Source organism: Flavobacterium luteolum (assembly GCF_027111275.1).
In the GTDB taxonomy this organism is placed as follows: domain Bacteria; phylum Bacteroidota; class Bacteroidia; order Flavobacteriales; family Flavobacteriaceae; genus Flavobacterium; species Flavobacterium luteolum.
The window spans coordinates 2,570,568-2,588,355 of sequence record NZ_CP114286.1; the positions used below are offsets into that span (position 1 = coordinate 2,570,568).

The 17,788-nt window shown below is 31.2% G+C and carries 14 protein-coding genes; 2 read left to right on the top strand and 12 right to left on the bottom strand.

The features are described from left to right. From OZP10_RS11080 to OZP10_RS11135, 12 genes are all read right to left on the bottom strand, one after another. Window positions 1-1,227 (bottom strand): DUF4249 domain-containing protein, encoded by a 1,227-nt coding sequence (locus OZP10_RS11080; protein WP_281634675.1) that lies wholly within the window; start codon window positions 1,225-1,227, stop codon window positions 1-3. A gap of 4 nt (window positions 1,228-1,231) precedes the next feature. After that, window positions 1,232-4,015 (bottom strand): TonB-dependent receptor, encoded by a 2,784-nt coding sequence (locus tag OZP10_RS11085; protein ID WP_281634676.1) that lies wholly within the window; start codon window positions 4,013-4,015, stop codon window positions 1,232-1,234. Further along, window positions 4,016-4,759, bottom strand: a complete 744-nt coding sequence (locus OZP10_RS11090) for a hypothetical protein (RefSeq protein ID WP_281634677.1) — start codon at window positions 4,757-4,759, stop codon at window positions 4,016-4,018. It abuts the gene before it with no gap. A 301-nt stretch (window positions 4,760-5,060) separates the two neighbouring features. After that, a complete protein-coding gene (locus OZP10_RS11095) occupies window positions 5,061-6,749 on the bottom strand; it encodes a hypothetical protein (protein WP_281634678.1) in 1,689 nt (562 codons plus the stop codon). Beyond that, window positions 6,737-7,915 carry a DUF4249 domain-containing protein gene (locus tag OZP10_RS11100; RefSeq protein ID WP_281634679.1) on the bottom strand — a complete coding sequence of 393 codons (1,179 nt, stop codon included), beginning with the start codon at window positions 7,913-7,915 and terminating at the stop codon, window positions 6,737-6,739. Before OZP10_RS11100 ends, OZP10_RS11095 begins: the two co-directional genes overlap by 13 nt. 18 nt (window positions 7,916-7,933) lie before the next feature. Then, entirely contained in the window at window positions 7,934-10,696 is a 2,763-nt protein-coding gene (locus tag OZP10_RS11105; RefSeq protein WP_281634680.1) for a TonB-dependent receptor, read from the bottom strand. Window positions 10,697-10,824: 128 nt separating this feature from the next. Continuing rightward, entirely contained in the window at window positions 10,825-11,523 is a 699-nt protein-coding gene (locus tag OZP10_RS11110) for a hypothetical protein (protein WP_281634681.1), read from the bottom strand. 261 nt (window positions 11,524-11,784) lie between these two features. Then, window positions 11,785-13,920 carry a polyribonucleotide nucleotidyltransferase gene (locus OZP10_RS11115; RefSeq protein WP_281634682.1) on the bottom strand — a complete coding sequence of 712 codons (2,136 nt, stop codon included), beginning with the start codon at window positions 13,918-13,920 and terminating at the stop codon, window positions 11,785-11,787. Window positions 13,921-14,100: 180 nt separating this feature from the next. Next, a complete protein-coding gene (rpsO, locus tag OZP10_RS11120) occupies window positions 14,101-14,367 on the bottom strand; it encodes a 30S ribosomal protein S15 (protein ID WP_007804772.1) in 267 nt (88 codons plus the stop codon). Window positions 14,368-14,526: 159 nt separating this feature from the next. Further along, entirely contained in the window at window positions 14,527-15,474 is a 948-nt protein-coding gene (locus OZP10_RS11125) for an energy transducer TonB (protein WP_281634683.1), read from the bottom strand. 50 nt (window positions 15,475-15,524) lie between these two features. Then, the gene (locus tag OZP10_RS11130) at window positions 15,525-16,220 is read right to left on the bottom strand and encodes a toxin-antitoxin system YwqK family antitoxin (protein WP_281634684.1); all 696 of its coding nucleotides are present in this window, start codon (window positions 16,218-16,220) and stop codon (window positions 15,525-15,527) included. A 34-nt stretch (window positions 16,221-16,254) separates the two neighbouring features. After that, window positions 16,255-16,710, bottom strand: a complete 456-nt coding sequence (locus OZP10_RS11135; RefSeq protein ID WP_281634685.1) for a GAF domain-containing protein — start codon at window positions 16,708-16,710, stop codon at window positions 16,255-16,257. A gap of 70 nt (window positions 16,711-16,780) precedes the next feature. Here OZP10_RS11135 and xrtF point away from each other — a divergent pair, with 70 nt between their 5' ends. Both xrtF and OZP10_RS11145 read left to right on the top strand, forming a co-directional pair. Beyond that, window positions 16,781-17,317: an exosortase family protein XrtF gene (gene xrtF / locus OZP10_RS11140; RefSeq protein WP_281634686.1), complete on the top strand. Its 537-nt coding sequence runs from the start codon at window positions 16,781-16,783 to the stop codon at window positions 17,315-17,317. Then, window positions 17,307-17,753, top strand: a complete 447-nt coding sequence (locus tag OZP10_RS11145) for an exosortase F system-associated membrane protein (RefSeq protein ID WP_281634687.1) — start codon at window positions 17,307-17,309, stop codon at window positions 17,751-17,753. Before xrtF ends, OZP10_RS11145 begins: the two co-directional genes overlap by 11 nt. The last annotated feature ends 35 nt before the right edge of the window (window positions 17,754-17,788 follow it).

The window sequence follows — 17,788 nt, forward strand, 5'->3', positions numbered from 1 at the left end:
TTATTCTACCCAAAAAGGAGGAACAATATTAGATGAAAACGTTGTACAATCGCCACATGGAGCTTTAACCATAGAATAATCAAGTCCAGTAGAAGATAAATAGGATAGATAGCGACTGCTTATACCAGAACGTAATTGAGCACCGCTACATGGCGGGTCTCCTATACAATCTCTGAATTCTCTAACTGCACAATCACTTTCGTAGTAAGGAGGAAGTGGTTCTCTTGGAAATAAATCCGCGTAATTAAAGAAAATCCTCTCTGAAGACACAGATGACACTTCAAAAAAGCCAATTACTTTTTCAGATGGATTCTCTACAGACTTAATATTTCCATAGAAAAATCCAGGTTGTTTTGGAGAAAGGATACCTCCTGAACTCGATAAATTTTTTAAAGTTTCATAGTAAGTGTACGCTGCTAAATTTTGAACATATTGTTTTACGAAAATACTGTAGCGATAGGTGATTATGTAGTTTTGATTGCTAATAAATCGTACAGGGAAATTGACTCTGTCTTCACCAAGATTATTTGTGCTATTCAAAATGATCTCATTAGATTTTTTTGTAGAATAACAAGTTCTGGTTTCTTTTTTTCTAAGGCTTATTACAATGTCTTCTCTTGCTGGGGAACCAGGAAAATCTTCAGCAGGGTTTGCAGGAACTGCAGGAACATTTAGTATAGATGTTTCAAAAGGGCTCCATAATGGGGCTTCTATTTTGTACGTTTCAGCATATTCGTATCTGTAGTATTTTGAAGTATTGCTCGGATCGTAACTTTTTACATTAATCTGTGCACCTCTTTGTCCATTCACAGTTGTTGCAATTGCAGTGACATTGTCAATTTTGGTTTCGGTAGTTAGAACCTGTTCGTCAGAGGTATAGTTTTTACCCGCACTTGTTCTAATTTTTAATTGGTATTTTCTTCCCGGTTCTGCTTTAAAAGGAGTTATAGATACGTATATAGTATCTTTTTCTTCAAACTGATATTCATTACCCTGATCATCAGAAATAAAAACATTTGCCCCTTTTTCCATTTTTGGGCCACTTTCTTCAAGTTGATACACTTGAGAAAGTCTTATAGTTTGATTTTTAACTTCATTTGTAATAGTTCCTTCGACAACAAGAGCACTTTCAAAATCATTGTTCTGAAAAACATACTGTTCTGTACAACTGCTGGCCACAAGTACAAGAAGGAATAAAAGACTAATTTTATATATGAAACTTTTCATGATTTTAGAACTTGAAATTGTAAGTAATACTAGGAATTGGAATAGAAAAAATAGATGTTTTGTAAGCTTTAATCTGTCCTTTATCAGTAACAAAAAATACCGAGTAAGGATTGTTTCTTCCTAAAACATTATACACTGAAATATTCCAAAAACTATGAGCTAACTTTTTAATTTTATGGTTTCCTTCGATATTTAGACCAACGTCAAGTCTGAAATAATCTGGGATTCTAAATTTGTTGCGATCACTATATAAGGTGTATTGCTCATTACCATAATCATATTTTCCAATAGGATATGTAATTGGTCTTCCGGTTTGATATGTAAAATTACTTGAAAAACTATAACGTTTAGTAATTTTATAGTTTAAAACGGCACTGAAATCGTGCGGTTTATCAAAGTTTGAAGGAAAGTATTTTCCGTTGTTTACCTTTTCCTGCTGAAATTGACTGTCAAGTTTTATCAATGATCTTGAATACGTATAGCCAAGCCATCCATTTAACTTTCCAACTTGTTTCTTTAACAAAACTTCGACACCATAAGCTTTTCCTTCACCTTGTAAAAGTTCAGTTTCAATATTTTCATTCAATAATAATTCAGCTCCAACCTTGTAATCCAAGATGTTTTTAGATCTTTTATAATATCCTTCTAAACTAAGTTCAACATCACCGTCTTTTAAATTTTTGTAGAAACCTAAAGAAACTTGCTGTGCACTTTCTGGTTTAACGTTTAAATCTGAAAGCTTCCAAATATCAGTTGGCGATTGTGTGGTGTTGTTAGATAGTAAATGAATATATTGATATGTTTTGTCATAACTTGCTCTTACAGAAAAATCATCTGTAATAAAATATCTTGCAGCGACTCTCGGTTCAAGTCCGCCATACCTTTTAATCACTTCATTGTTGCCATAAGTTTTGGTGTCAATTACAGTAGCATCGCTTATAGGCTGATTATCCTCGTAAATTCTCTGAGTAGATTTTCCTAAAGCAGCAAAAGTGGAATAGCGCAAACCGAAATCAAGAAGAAATTTATCGCTTATTTTGAAATTATCACCAATATATGCGGCAGATTCTAAGCCTTTTTCTGTTTCTACATCAATAGGAACCAAAATACTTTCAGGATTTTTCGGATTTAAATATCCAGGATCAACAGAATATAATTTTGTTGAAATACCATAACTAAATTTGTGCTTTTGGTTGTACAAATAGTTCATTTTGATCATTGCCTGAGTTTCGTTGATTTTATAGCCAAAATCAAAATTGTTTACTCCTTCAGACTCATAATCAATATTGAATTTATATTCACTATTAGTAACAATCAGAGAGCCTTTATTTTTTTCATTAAAAGTATGATTCCATTTTAAAGACGCTAATCTGTTGCTGTATTTGTATAAAGAATCTGAAGAAACGCTAAATTTATCGTGACTGTAATATAAGGTAGACTCAATATCGTTACTTGCATTTATTTTATGATTGTATTTTAGAATTAAATCATAAAATGAAGCTTGGCTGTTTTTTAAATTTTCATCGTCAAGACTTTTTAAAATATAATCTGAATAAGTTGCTCTTCCTCCCGCAACTAGGCTTGATTTTCCTTTTACAATTGGGGTTGAAACCATTAAATTGCTGGTCACAGGTCCAATACCGCCTTCACCTTGAAATTCGTTGACATTGCCACTTTTGGATGAAATATCAAAAACAGATGATAATCTTCCTCCAAATTCCGCAGGAATACTTCCTTTATAAATGTCTACTTTTTTAGTTGTATAAGGATTTAGCGCTGTAAAAAAGCCAAAGAAATGTGACGGATTATATAAAGTAGCGTGGTCTAATAAGAATAGATTTTGATCTTCTTTACCACCTCTAACGTTAAATCCTGCTGAACCTTCGCCAGCAGTTTTTATTCCAGGCATAGTTAAAGCAACTTTAAGGATATCACGCTCTCCAAGCACCAAAGGAACGTTTTTAATTCCTTCAGAATCAATTGTTGTTACTCCTGTTATAGCAGATTTTGCGCTTTTACTTTTATTGGTTTTAATAAGTACTTCATCCAGTTGGTTTATATTGTCCGTTAAAGAAAAACTTAATGAACCATCATTATAAACCATTATATTTTTAGTGACCTTATTATAGGAGAAACTTTCGGTTTCTACTACATTTAATCCTCCTGGGACTTGCAAGCTGTAGAACCCTTTTTTGTCTGTTACAGCAGAAAATTCGGAATTTGGTACTTTTACTACAATATTGGCAAGGCCAGAATTGTTTTTTCCGCCTTTTATAAATCCAGATAGTGTATAAGTAGATTTCTTTTTTTGATTTTTTACTTCTTTACCAATAAGAACAAGATCTCGAATGTTTTTATTAGGATTTCGAGAGTTTGTCTTTTTTATCGAGTCGTATTGCTGATAAAATATTGGAGTTATTTGTCCGTTTTCATCTCTTTCTAGCGGAATTCCAAAATAATCATCTGGCAATTGACTGTAGATAATACTGTTATTAGTTACTATAACCTTGTTTTCAGAAATATAAAAATTAAAGCTCGTATTTTGAAAAACGTCTTCAAGAACTTCACCAATTTTAACCTCTTTATATTGTTTGGTTATCGATGTGCTATCATTTTGAAACCATTTTTCATCAAAATAAAATTTATAATAAGACACTTTTTCAATGTCTTGAATAGCAGTTTTTATATTGGCATTTTTAAAATCAACAGATATTTTGTCACTGATTACTTGAGAATATATGATTTGTTGAAAGGCAATTAGAAATAGAATAAGAGTAATTTTTTTCATTTAATTAGAACTTTTTTTTAAAAGACCATTGATTTGTTTCGTTAGATTTTCCATGAATTGGGGCTTGTTGGAACGTTCTAAATTTTTATCGGTATTATAAATATTGTTTATTTCTTTCTTAAAATTTGGAAAAATTTTCTTGAAATCCTTTTCTGTTTCGACCTTATAGAAATAGTTGTTGTATTTTAAGATATAGCCTATTTTATAAATGAAATTATAGTAGATGATATCTGCTTGAAAAGACTTTACTTTTTCTTTGGTATGCTTGATATAAAGAGAGACATTGTCTCCAATGTATGTCTCCTCATAAATACCTTTTATTATAGAAGGAAATTTTACCGATTCTTCTTTTAGGTTGACAAATTTTTTGTTTTTAATAAAGAAGTAATCGACCTTATCGGTAATTAGGTTAATAGGTACATTTTCTGAAGAGCCATTCTGTTTGTAAATGACTTGATCGACAAGAATATCGTATTTAAGATTAACATTTGAATAAATCTGACCTTCGAAACTTATGTCTCCAAGATTGAACTCATCAATGTAATATCTGTTTTTACCTTCTAAGGGGCGGAAAGATTCACTATGAATGATTCCGTTATTGATGTTTAGATTGTCTTTTCCAACCGCCTCATCGAAGTAATCGTAAAGTGAGGATTTTTCAGTGGTTTGGGAGTGTGCGTACGATATGTTTAACAGGCTTGCAAATATCGAAAGATAAATGATTTTTTTCTTGTAATTTTTCAAAGGAAACGTAATTTTTGTTTTTGGATTGGTGAATTTCAAAAGTATTAAAAAAATGTTATAAAAATCACGTAATATTGTTAAAATGTAATAAAAATTTTATGAATTGATTTGAAAGTATATTTATAGTATATTTTAGAAGAAAAGTTAGGAATTGGGTTGAAAAGCCGACAACAGTGATCTTTAATTTTCGAATCAACTTAAATTTAAAAAATAATGTTTTCTTCTATAAGCTGAAACCCCCAATTCTTTGCCGAATTGGGGGTTTCTATAATAGACCTTCAGCACAGTGAGATCTGAGAACTTATTCAGTTTTGAATGTTTTATAAAAATGAACATACTTCCCTGTTTCGGTAATTCCTTCTAAACTGATCTGATAATCTCCAGAAATATCAGATGTATAAAAAGGAATTGTCATGTCGCTATTTTTAAAAACAATATTGGGTTTCCAAACTAATTGATATCTATAATCAGGAATTCGGCTAAGATTACTTGATGTATCGTATTTTGGTTCAAAATATACTTTTGCAGGTTCGGGTCTTAAAATCGTTGTTTTAAAGACATTTTTGTCGTTATAAATAGTGGCAAAATCCTTGTTTTTTGTAATGACACTGACTATTCCATTAAATATTTTAGGCCCATAACAATATGGTCTATCTACAACGCTAATACTTTCAATTTGATAAGTGTTGTAATTTAATAGTGCATTTATATCCTGAATTTGTAGTCCGTCAACCAAAACAAGACATGGTTCGGGAGATTGTGTGATATTGTATCTGATGTCTCTTAAATACAGCGAAGGCACTTGATTATAATCTTTAAAGTTAAGTTCGATAACAATTTCTATTATTGTTTCTTTAAACGTTCTAAATCTTTCAAAATCATCAAGATTATATTTTTTTTCGGTAGGTTGAAAAAAGAAATCGGTATTATCAGTTTCAATAAGACTGTCTTTTTTCTGTGAAAAATAAACGTTTTCGACCTGCGTTGCTAGAGAACGCTCCTGAATCGCTTTTAAATATTTAGCTGAAATAAAGGTCTTTTTGGAGAAAACTAAATTTGATAAATCTGGACTTGGATTTTTATCTATTATAATAGTGTAATTTTCTTTATCAAGTTCTGATAACTGCACATAACAGTCCGATGTATTGGTTTGTTTATCTATTAAAAAAATGAATTTTCCGTTGCGATCTGTTTTGCTTGTTTTGAAAATGAAATTTTTTCCAGATACAGATAATGTAACTATTTTAGAATCTAAATTAGAATTTGCAGCTTTTGCAATTATATATCCAGTTATAACTTCGCCTCTTGTTTCTGGAAGTACCTTTATTTCTTGGTTTAAATTTATATTAGCACTACTTGTTTCGCCATTTGTGTCTGTAGACATATGATCTATTTTCCTAATATTTAGAAAGTAATTTCCTCGATCTAATGTTTTTGGTATTATAAGAGAAGCTTTTTCTCTTTTAGAATATTTTTCTTTATCAAGACTTAAAACAATATTTTCAGATGTGTTTTTGGCTACATCTTGAGAAACATCAACTTTGTTATAAGAACTATCAATGACCATATTAATGTTTTCTTGAAATGGATTTATAATGGTAAAATCTTTTTCAAAAAAGTTATTTGTACTATTGTTTAGCATCCAGTTTGTATAAGCAATAAGTTTATAGTTTCCGGTTTTTAATATGGTTGGAATAAAATAATCGCCAGATCCGATTCCGTTTTTCAGGCTAATTTTATTTTTAAAGACACTTTCTTTCTTGTCATTAATTACTTCTACATATGCAATTTCACTAATGTCAGAAAAAACATTCTTCTTACTTAAACAGTATAATTGGTAATATAGAGTTTCACCGGTTAGAATTACTGAGGTATTCGTTTTAACTAATAATGATTCTGCACGCAAAACAGTATTGTTTTGTGCACTGCTTTTAAAAGTAAAATTTACTAGTAGCAGTAGAAAAGCTAATTTGATGTTTAATTTTCCCAAAATGAAGGTATTACGTTAGACGAAAATGTTGTGCAATCGCCACACTTTTTTTCAACCATTATGAAACTGGTGGGAATAATTCCTCCAGGACCATCTGCTATATAAACATGTGTGCTAAGTAAGAGATAATTTTGTCGTTCTATTTCAGCAAAACCATATGGTCTGGCATCGCAAGTTTGAAAATATTTAACAGGCTTTTCTAAGGGGAAAATGTCGTTGAAATTAAAAAAGATTCTTTTTTTAGAGACAGATGCAACTTCAAAATAGCCCACAACTTTTTCATGTAAATCTGTTGTTGATTTTATATTTCCAGTAACATATCCTGGCTGATTTGGAGATAGTAATTCTCCAGAATCAATCATTTTTTTTGATTTGTAATAATAATCATAAGCAGATTGATTTTGCGTGTATTGAGAAACCATTATGCTATAACGATTTGTTAGCATATAATCTGTGTTGTTAATAAAACGGACAGGATATTTTACACGATCTTCAGTTAAATTCACGGTATTGGTTTGCCTTATTCCTGTAGAGTGCTTAGTTGTATAGCAAATTTGAGTGTTTGGCTCAGCAGGAACTTTTTCGAAGCTATAAGAATAGTCGCTTTTTTGGACTAATTTGAGACGTGTTTGAATATTATAAGGAGTTATTATTTTGTACGTCTCTTCATATTCATATCGATAATATTTGGAAGTATTGGTGGGATCAAAACTTTTAACGTTAACCTGAACCCCTCGAGCTCCATCTTTGTCTGCAATCTCTGTTTCTAGATCAATACTATTTTCTGTAGGCAAAATTTCTGTTGAAGAGACATACGATTTTCCAGAACTGGTTGTTATTTTTAATTGATAGTTTTTATTTGGTTCTGCTTTAAATTCATTTACAGAAATATATTTTCCATCTTTTTCGTCAAAATTAAATACATTTCCATCGCTATCAACAACAATAACGTTAGCTCCAGATTCTGGTTTTTTTATTGTATCGTTAACCAGTCTTGTTCGTGAAATGTTTATTTCCTGATGTTTTAATTCGTTTGTTAATGTGGCTTCAACACTCATTGCATCTTCAAAATCTTGATTTTGATATACATATTGTTCTGTGCAACTTGATAAAAAAGCAAATGCAAAAATGGCCAACGATTTTTTTTTGATTATTGATAAATTCATATGCATGAGATAAATGAATTAAAACTTGATATTGTAAGTGATTGTTGGAATTGGAACAGAAAAAATAGAGGTTTTATAAGCCTTGATTTTTTTATCTTCAGTAACAAAATAAACATTGTAAGGGTTGTTTCGCCCAAGAACATTATAAACTGAAAGGTTCCAAAAGCTATGAGCGAGTTTTTTTATTTTGTGATTTCCTTCAAAATTAAGACCTATATCTAGCCTATAATAATCTGGAATTCTATATTGGTTGCGATTGCTGTATAAAGTAAATTGCTCTCCTGTTAAGTCATAAGATCCAATAGGGAAGGTGACAGGCCTGCCGGTTTGGTAAACAAAATTAGTTGACAAACTATACCTTTTTGTGAATTTGTAGTTTAGAATAGCGCTAAAATCATGTGGTTTATCATAATTCGTAGGAAAATAATCTCCATTGTTTATTTTTTCAGCGTCAAATCTGCTATCCAGTTTTATTAAAGCTCTCGAATAAGTATAGCTTAACCATCCGTTAAAATTTCCTTTTTCTTTTTTGATTAAAAATTCAACTCCATAAGCTTTTCCTTCTCCTTGCAGAAGTTCAGTTTCTATGTTTTGGTTCAAAAATAATTCAGCACCGACTTTGTAATCCAGAATGTTTTTAGAACGTTTATAATAACCTTCGACGCTTAGTTCTAATGATTTTTCAATTATATTTTTGAAAACTCCTAATGAGAATTGATTAGAAGATTGTGGCTCAGTATTTAAATCTGAAAGTTTCCACACATCCATTGGAGATTGAGTAGTGTTTGTAGACAGTAAATGCATATATTGATATGTTCTGTCAAAACTCGCTTTTATAGATAGATCTGGAAGTATAAAATATCGAGCTGAAACTCTAGGTTCAAAGCCTCCATAAGTTTTTACGGACTCATTATTAGAATAGGTCTTGGTATCAACAACGGTTCTGTCAGATTTAGGCTGGTCATCTTGGTAGATGTTTTGAGTGGCAGGGCCAAGTGCAGAATAAAAAGAATAACGTAAACCTAAATTAATTAAAAACTTATCGCTGACTTTATAATTTTCTGTAAAGAATAAAGCCGACTCTAACGCTTTTTCTTTTTCAAGTGTGATATCTTTAATTAGAGAGTTGTCTGTTGTTGGTTTAAGAAAGCCAGGCTCAATATTGTATAATTTACTGCTAATGCCATAATTAAATAAGTGTTTTTCATTAAGATTGGACTTCATTTTAAAAACAAACTGAGTTTCATTGACTTTATAGCCGTAATCAAATGATTTTTCTGGTTGAGAATCGTAATTGATGTTGAATTTATATTGGCTATTTGTAACAATTAATGAAGATTTGTTTTTTAGATTGAAATCATGATCCCATTTTACTGTTGCTAATAAATTGCTGTATTTGTAGATAGAATCTGAATTAATACTGTATTTGTCATGACTATAATATAAGGAAGTTTCCAGATCATCTTTTTTTGAGATTTGGTGATTGTATTTTAAAAGCAAATCATAAAATGAAGCTTGACTATTGTCTAATTCAGGTTCTTTAATGGTTTTTAGAATCCAATCAGAATAACTCGCTCTGCCGCCAAATAACAAGCTTGATTTTCCTTTTACTATCGGAAGTTCGAGTGTTACATTACTCATTACAGGGCCAATTCCCGCTTCACCAGAAACTTTTTCGGTATTTCCGCTTTTAGATTTGATATCAAAAACAGAAGAAAGGCGTCCTCCAAATTCAGCAGGAATACTTCCTTTGTAGATATCGGCTGTTTTGGTTGTAAATGGATTTACAGAAGAAAAGAAACCCAAAAAGTGAGATGGATTGTAGAGAGAAGCGTTGTCAAGTAAAAACAAGTTTTGATCATCTTTTCCTCCACGCACATTAAATCCTGCAGAACCTTCTCCTGCCGTTTTTATCCCTGGAAGTGTTGTCGCAACTTTAAAAATATCTCTTTCACCCAGAATTAAAGGTACATTTTTGATGTTTTCAACATTAATGCTTGTAAGACCAGCAACTGCCGAAGCTGTATTTTTTGTTCTTTTATTTTCAATAACAACTTCTTTAAGTGCATTTACATTTTCATCTAAATTAAAATCAACCTTTCCATTATTATAAAGCACAATCTTTTTGGTCTTTGATTGATGATTTAATGATTGTGTCTCAATTATATTGATTCCTGCAGGAACTCTAAAGCTATAATAGCCATTTGCATCAGTTGTGGTGCTTATGTCTTTATCTTTTACTTTGATGGTGATATTGTATTCTGGTTTTCCTGAAATTCTGTCTTTAATGTAGCCTGATAAGGTATAAGTTTGAGATGTGTTTATTAAAGACTGTTTTCCTAAAGAAATTATAGAGTCTGAATCTTTCTTAGAATCATTTAGATACTGTTTATTATAAATTGGAACAACTTGCAAAGCACTTATTTTGCTAACAGTTTTATTTTCAGTGTTTTTGAAATAATTTTCAGTAATCGGGTTTGATATTAAAAGGCCATTGCTCAGAATTATATTATTGTTGTCAATAATATAATTTATGGTTGTGTTATTAAAAACAGCATCTAGAATTACTGTAATAGATGTATTCTTAAATTCGCCCGAAATAAGTTCATCTTTAGATAGCCATTGGTCTTCGAAATAGAAATGAAAAGATGTGTTTTTTTCAATTATTTCGATAGCTTTTTTTCGTGTTACATTTGAATATGCTACAGAAACATTTTTTTCCTGAGAAAAAAGAAAGAGTGGCAGTAACAAAAATAAACAGAAGAGAAAGTGTTTTTTCATTTAGATTTAGAAATAGAGCTTATAAATTGTTATCAATAAATTTTAGTAAATCTGCTTTAAATAGGTTTGGGGCTGTCTCTTCTAAAAGTTTATTTTTTTTGTAATAATCTTTTATTTCTTTTTTTAGGTCAGGAAATATTGCGAGGATTTCTTTTTTGTGTATTTACAGGCGTAAATTTTGAATTATAAAGAAGCTGATAATCGCTCACTTCTTTGAATTCTGTATACAAAGTAGTTTCAACTATAATTTCTTTTGCAGTTTTAAAGTGCTTAATGTATAAGGAGATTTTTTTGCCTAAATACTTTTCTTCAAAAAATCCAGTGATGACTTTGGGGAATTTATATTTAGTGTCAATATTGATAAACTTTTTATCTTCAATGAAAAAGTAATCTGTTTTTTCATTTATCAGAGTTATGCCGAATGCGGTATTATTTGCAAACGATTTAACAAGTTGATCCTTGTATATGTCATACTTTATGAGGACATTTTCATAAAACTGGTTGTCATAAAAAACAGAACCTTTAACAAAGTTTTTATTTAAATAATAATTATGGCTGTTTTTTAAATTATAAGGATCAATATGAATTTTGCCATTATTGATGTTTAAAATCTCTTCGCCAGCAATTTTGTCAAAATAATTGGAGACTTCTTTTTTTTCATTGGTTTGAGAAAAACCGTTGATTGAAAGCAATAAAAGGATGAAAACTATTGTTGAGTGGTTTATGATTTTAGATGATTGGTTTTTACAATATAGTTTGAATTTAAAAGAGATAGTAATAAATAATGTTGGGTTATTAATTCTTGACCTTGCAATACCTTTTTTCATCAAAATTTTAGTTTTTGTGTAGCTATTTTCTATATAAAACTATGTTAATGACAATCCTTTAAAAAATAAATTAAACCAACAACATTGATTTTTAAACCAACAACATTATTTAATCTATAATGTGTTTCCTGAAAACGTTGTAGTTTAGTGTTTTAACCTTGTGATTTTAGATTGGAAAATAGCTGTAAAACTTAAAAACCCCAATTCAAATAAATGAATTGGGGTTTTTTATAAATAAACCTTTAGTAAACTAAGATCTGATTACTCTTTTTTCTCCTCGCGCGGAGGTCTTGGAACAAGTGCTTTTTTAGACACTTTCTCTTTTTTAGTTTTAGGGTCAACTCCTAAGTATTTCACTTGGAAAACATCTCCCATTTTAACTACGTCAGCAACGTTTTCAGTACGTTCCCAAGCAAGCTCAGATACGTGAAGCAATACTTCGTTTCCTGGTGCAGCAGTATATTCAACTACAGCTCCAAAATCTAGCATTTTGATAACTTTCACTTCGTAAGCTTCTCCTAATACTGGTTTGAAAGTGATAGAAGCAATTTTTGCTAATACTGCTTCAATTCCAGCAGGATCTGTACCTAAAATTTCGATAACACCTTGCTCATCAACTTCGTTAATTACAATAGTTGTTCCAGTAGCTTTTTGTAATTCTTGAATTACTTTTCCACCAGGGCCAATTAATGCTCCAATAAAGTTTCCAGGAATAGTTCTGGTAATGATTTTTGGTGCATGAGCTTTTACGTCAGCTCTTGGTGCAGCGATAGTTTCAGTTAATTTTCCTAAAATGTGTAAACGTCCATCACGAGCTTGAGCCAAAGCTTGCTCCATAATGTCATAACGTAAACCATCAATTTTGATGTCCATTTGACAAGCTGTAATACCGTCAGCAGTTCCAGTTACTTTAAAGTCCATATCTCCTAAGTGATCTTCGTCTCCTAAGATATCAGACAATACAGCAAATTTCTCTCCGTCAGTAATCAATCCCATAGCAATTCCAGAAACTGGTTTTACCATTTGAACTCCAGCATCCATCAAAGCCATTGTACCAGCACATACTGTTGCCATAGAAGAAGAACCGTTAGATTCTAAAACCTCAGAAACAACACGAATTGTATAAGGACAATCTGCAGGAATCATATTTTTTAAAGCTCTTTGAGCTAAGTTACCGTGACCAACTTCTCTTCTTGAAGTTCCTCTTAATGGTTTTGCTTCACCAGTAGAGAAAGGAGGGAAGTTATAGTGTAAGTAGAATTTCTCTTCACCTTGTTCAGATGGAGAATCGATTTGGTTTGCTTCTCTAGAAGTTCCTAAAGTTACAGTTGCCAAAGCTTGAGTTTCTCCACGTGTAAATAAAGAAGAACCGTGTACTCTTGGTAAATAATCAGTTTCACACCAGATTGGTCTGATATCTGTAGTTTTTCTACCATCTAAACGAACACCTAATTCTAAAACTACATTACGAACAGCTTCTTTGTTTGTTTTGTAGAAATATTTTGAAACTAAATCACCGTCAGCAGCTAATTCTTCTTCAGTAAACAAAGCTTTTACTTCTTCTTTTACTTCAGCAAATGCAGCGCCTCTTTCGTGTTTAGCTGAACCAACTTTTGCAATAGCATAGATTTTATCGTATGCTGCAGCTTTTACTTTTTTGTAAATTTCTTCGTTTTCTTTCTCACCTTCGTAAGTACGGATTTCTTTTTTACCAAAAGCTTCCTGTAAACGATATTGAGCCTGAATTTGAACTTTGATAGCTTCGTGAGCAAACTTAATTGCTTCGATCATTTCAGCTTCTGAGATTTCTTTCATCTCACCTTCAACCATTGCTACAGAATCCATAGAAGCTCCAATCATCATATCGATGTCTGATTTTTCTAATTCTTCTCTGCTTGGGTTGATTACTAATTTTCCGTCGATACGTGCTACACGAACTTCAGAAATTAAGTTGTAAAATGGAATATCTGAAACTGCTAATGCTGCAGAAGCTGCTAAACCAGCTAATGCATCTGGCATAACTTCTTCGTCGTGAGACATTAACTGAATCATAACTTGTGTTTCAGCATGGTAATCGTCTGGGAAAAGCGGACGCAATACACGGTCAACTAATCTCATTGTCAATACTTCGCTGTCGCTTGGGCGTGCTTCTCTTTTAAAGAAACCTCCTGGGAAACGACCTGCTGCTGCAAATTTTTCGCGGTAATCTACCGTTAACGGTAAAAAATCAACGCCTGGGTTTGATGTGCGAGCTGAAACTGCAGTTGCAAGAATCATAGTGTCGCCCATTCTAACTACTACAGAACCATCAGCTTGTTTAGCTAAACGTCCTGTCTCGATTGTGATGCTTCTGCCATCACCTAAATCGATCTTTTCTACAAATAATTGTGGAATCATAAATTTTTTCCTTATTGATTATACAATGGGTTTTAGTTGTGTTGTAGTTGTTGTTGTGAGTAGTTGTTGTTATCTAAAACCCAATGAAAAACCAAACTTTTTTTCTTGTAATATGCTTATTATAAACAGCAGTAATGTAAAAACAAAAAGAGGCACTTTCGCACCTCTTTTCTATATTGATTATTTTCTGATATTCAATACTTTGATAATCTCACGATATCTGTTAATTTCTTTCTTTTTCAAGTAATCAAGTAACGCTCTTCTTTTACCTACTAATAGTACAAGAGAACGCTCAGTGTTGTAATCGTGACGATTTTTTTTCAAGTGTTCAGTTAAGTGAGAAATTCTGTAAGTGAACAATGCGATTTGACCTTCTGCGCTTCCTGTGTTTGTTGCACCACCGTGTTGTGCGAAGATTTCTTCTTTCTTTTCTTTAGTTAAATACATTCCAATATTATTTAATGATTTTTATGTATGTCATACAACTTTTGTAAGACGGGTGCAAAATTAGATTAAAAAATCAAAAGAATCAAACAAAAATAAAAGAATCTTAAAATAATGGGTAATAAATTCTTTTTTAAGGATATAGATGCTTTCAAATCTACATTATTTACCTCTTATTGTTATAGGTATAGAGAAAAGGGTGGATCTTTTTATTCCCCTAATTTTTCCAGGGATCCAGTTTCCAGCAGAATATAAAGCTTTTACAGCTTCTTCACCTGTTCCGTAGCCTAAATCTTTTATTATTATTGGTTTTGTAATTTTCCCCATTACGTCAACAACAAAAGTAACATAGATTTGACCTTGCACCTTATTTTTAAAGGCTTCATCTGGAGTTTTGTAGTAAACAGAAATGTTTTTGTAGAAATTATCCATGCCTACTTCAGGAGTTGGTTTTTCAAATATTTTTGAATAGGAATATTTTAAGCTGTCTTTGTCAGTGCTTATTCCAGAAACCAGATTTCCTTTGTTGTAAGTCTCAGTATATCTAACTTTGTTTTTTAAATCCTTGCCATACCAAACGTCTTGTTTTAATCCGTCTTTTATTTTTCCTTTTTCCTGAAAATCTTCATCATTATCATCACATTCTCCGTTTCCATCAATTACAGTGAGTTGATTTTCTTTATTCCAAAATCTTATAAGGAGTGTTTTTAAAGTTTTGGCTTTAGGGTCATAAATGTTTTCCTTTTCAAATTTAGAATTCCCATTGTCATACCATTTATACTCTTTGCCCGTTTTCCAGCCATCAGAATAAGTTATAATAGCTTCTTTAGTGCCATTTTCGTAAAAGTAAACAAAGGTGCCATCTTTTTTAATGATATCTTTATTTAAGGTTGTTCCTACCATTTTTTTTGCCCCAGACTTGTATAGTTCTATTACCTTATAGCTGTCTTTGTTTAAAAAATAATCCTCTATTACTCTTTTATATTTATGATTTTCTTCTAATGTTTCACGATACAAAGAGTCTAGATAAACAGCTCTTGATGAATTTTTCTGTGCAGAAATAGTAAGCGAGGTTAAAGAAATAAGAATTAAGAAGAAGTTTTTTTTCATCAGCTTTTTTGTAGTAAAAATAATATTTGATAATTCATGAGCAACTATTATTATTTTATTTTCTGAACTTTTTTACCTGCTTGTTTTTCGCTTAAAGAAGAATAAGAAAATTTGATATTGCTTTCATCTATACTTACGCCAGAAATTAGAACTCCACGATCATAATTATCAACAAATGTAATTTTTCGCAGACTATCGCTTCCTTCCCAAATGCCTTGTTTCAATCCATCTTTGATATTGCCTTTTTGTGTGATAAATTTATCAGTTTCTTCAAACTCACCATTTCCGTCCGTTACAATCTGATTTTTATTTTGATCCCAACAGTTCAGAACTAAGGTTTGCTGTTTTTTTGTTTTAGAATCCCAGATATTTTGTTTTTCGCACTTTTTGCTTTGATTTTCATACCAACTAATCTCTTTGCCATTTTTATGATCATCAGTATAATTTACAACAGTTTCTTTGGTTCCGTTTTTATAATAATAGATAAACTCTCCGTCTTTTTTTAAAACATCACGATCCAGAGTATTGCCGGTCATTTTCTTTCTTCCATTTTTATAGAAATCTGTTACCACGTAGCGAATGCTTTTTTGAGAATAATTTGTAATTACTCTTGTGTAACTATAATTGTCGGGCGTGCATTCCTGATTTAACGAGTCTAAAAAGATTTTTTTAGAAACCATGTTAATTTGCGCAGAAAGTTGAACTGAAATAATCAGAAGCAAAAAGAGTAAGCTGTTTCCTTTCATTCAGTTCTATTTTTTATTCTTAAAGATAATTTTTTTAGAATAATTTAGCAACCTCTTGATTTACAAATTCTAAAAATCTTTCGTCGGCTTCTGTAAACGGATCAATAACATGACTGTCAATATCAATTTGGCCAATATTTACTCCATTTACAAAAAGCGGAACTACGATTTCAGATTTAACTGTTAAACTGCAGGCAATATAATTGTCTTGTGCTTTAACGTCAGGGACTACAAAATTGGCATTGCTTTCGGCAACTTGACCGCAGATTCCTTTACCAAACGGAATAACTGTATGATCTGTTTCTGCACCAACATATGGGCCTAGATGCAAAGTTTTAGTATCGTGATTGGCAAAATAAAAGCCAACCCAATTGTAATATTCTATATTCTCGTTTAATAGCTTGCAAACTGCTAATAATTTTTCGTCTCTATTTGTTTCATTGTCAGCGACAATTGCACTTATTTTTGGTTGTAATTCTTGAAATGTCATGATATTAAATTTTATACAAAAGTATTTAAAGCTAAACTCAAAAAATATATAAATTTGAAAAAAAAATCTCTTGAAAAAATATTTAGTCCAGTTTAGGCCATTTCTAATTTTTATAAGCATCTTTTTTCTGACTTATATTGTTTTTACACTGCTTTATAAATTTTATTTAAACAGCTATCAAGCAGAAGATCTTGATGCTATAACGATGATTTCTGGCAAAAACTCAGAACAATTGCTAAAGCTTTTTGGTTACGATGTATTAATTCAGAAAAATTCACAAAATCCTTGGCAAGACATTATTTTAAATGGCAGATTTATAGCGCACATAACCGAAGGCTGTAATGCTGTAAGCGTGATGATACTTTTTGTGTCGTTTGTAGCCGCTTTTTCAGGAAATTTAAAAAAGACGCTATTATTTATAATCTTTGGACTTATATCTATTTATATTTTAAATATTGTTAGAATTTCACTTCTAATTGTACTTGTGTACCACTTTTCGCAATATACCAGTTTTCTGCATGGAACTTTTTTTCCTTTGATGATTTACGGATATGTTTTTATTTTATGGATTTTCTGGATCAATAGATTTTCAAAGTATGCTAAATAATTTAAAAGAGAATAGATTTAAAATCTTTACTGCAATTGTTGTTGTAATAGGTTTGGCTTTAATTAGAACATTTGAAAGGAAATTGTTTTATGATCCATTTCTGATATATTTTAATGCCGATTTTCATTCCATTCCACATCCTCCAGTAGAAGACCTAAAACTTTTCGCGGGACTTTTTTTTCGTTATTGTTTAAATTCGGCTCTATCTCTTTGGCTAATTTTTGCCTTATTTCAAGATCGTGATATTTTTAAGTTTAGTCTATTGGTGTACGGTTTATTTTTAGCCTTGTTTTTAATCGCATTTTATATTATTCTCGAATATTTTCCAGACTGCAATTGGCTTCTTTTTTATGTGCGTCGATTTTTAATTCAGCCCATTTTAGTGCTATTATTTATTCCTGGATTTTACTATCAGCTTCAAAAAACTAAAAAATAACATTTGTTTAGGTTTTTTTTATGCGGTTTTTAAAT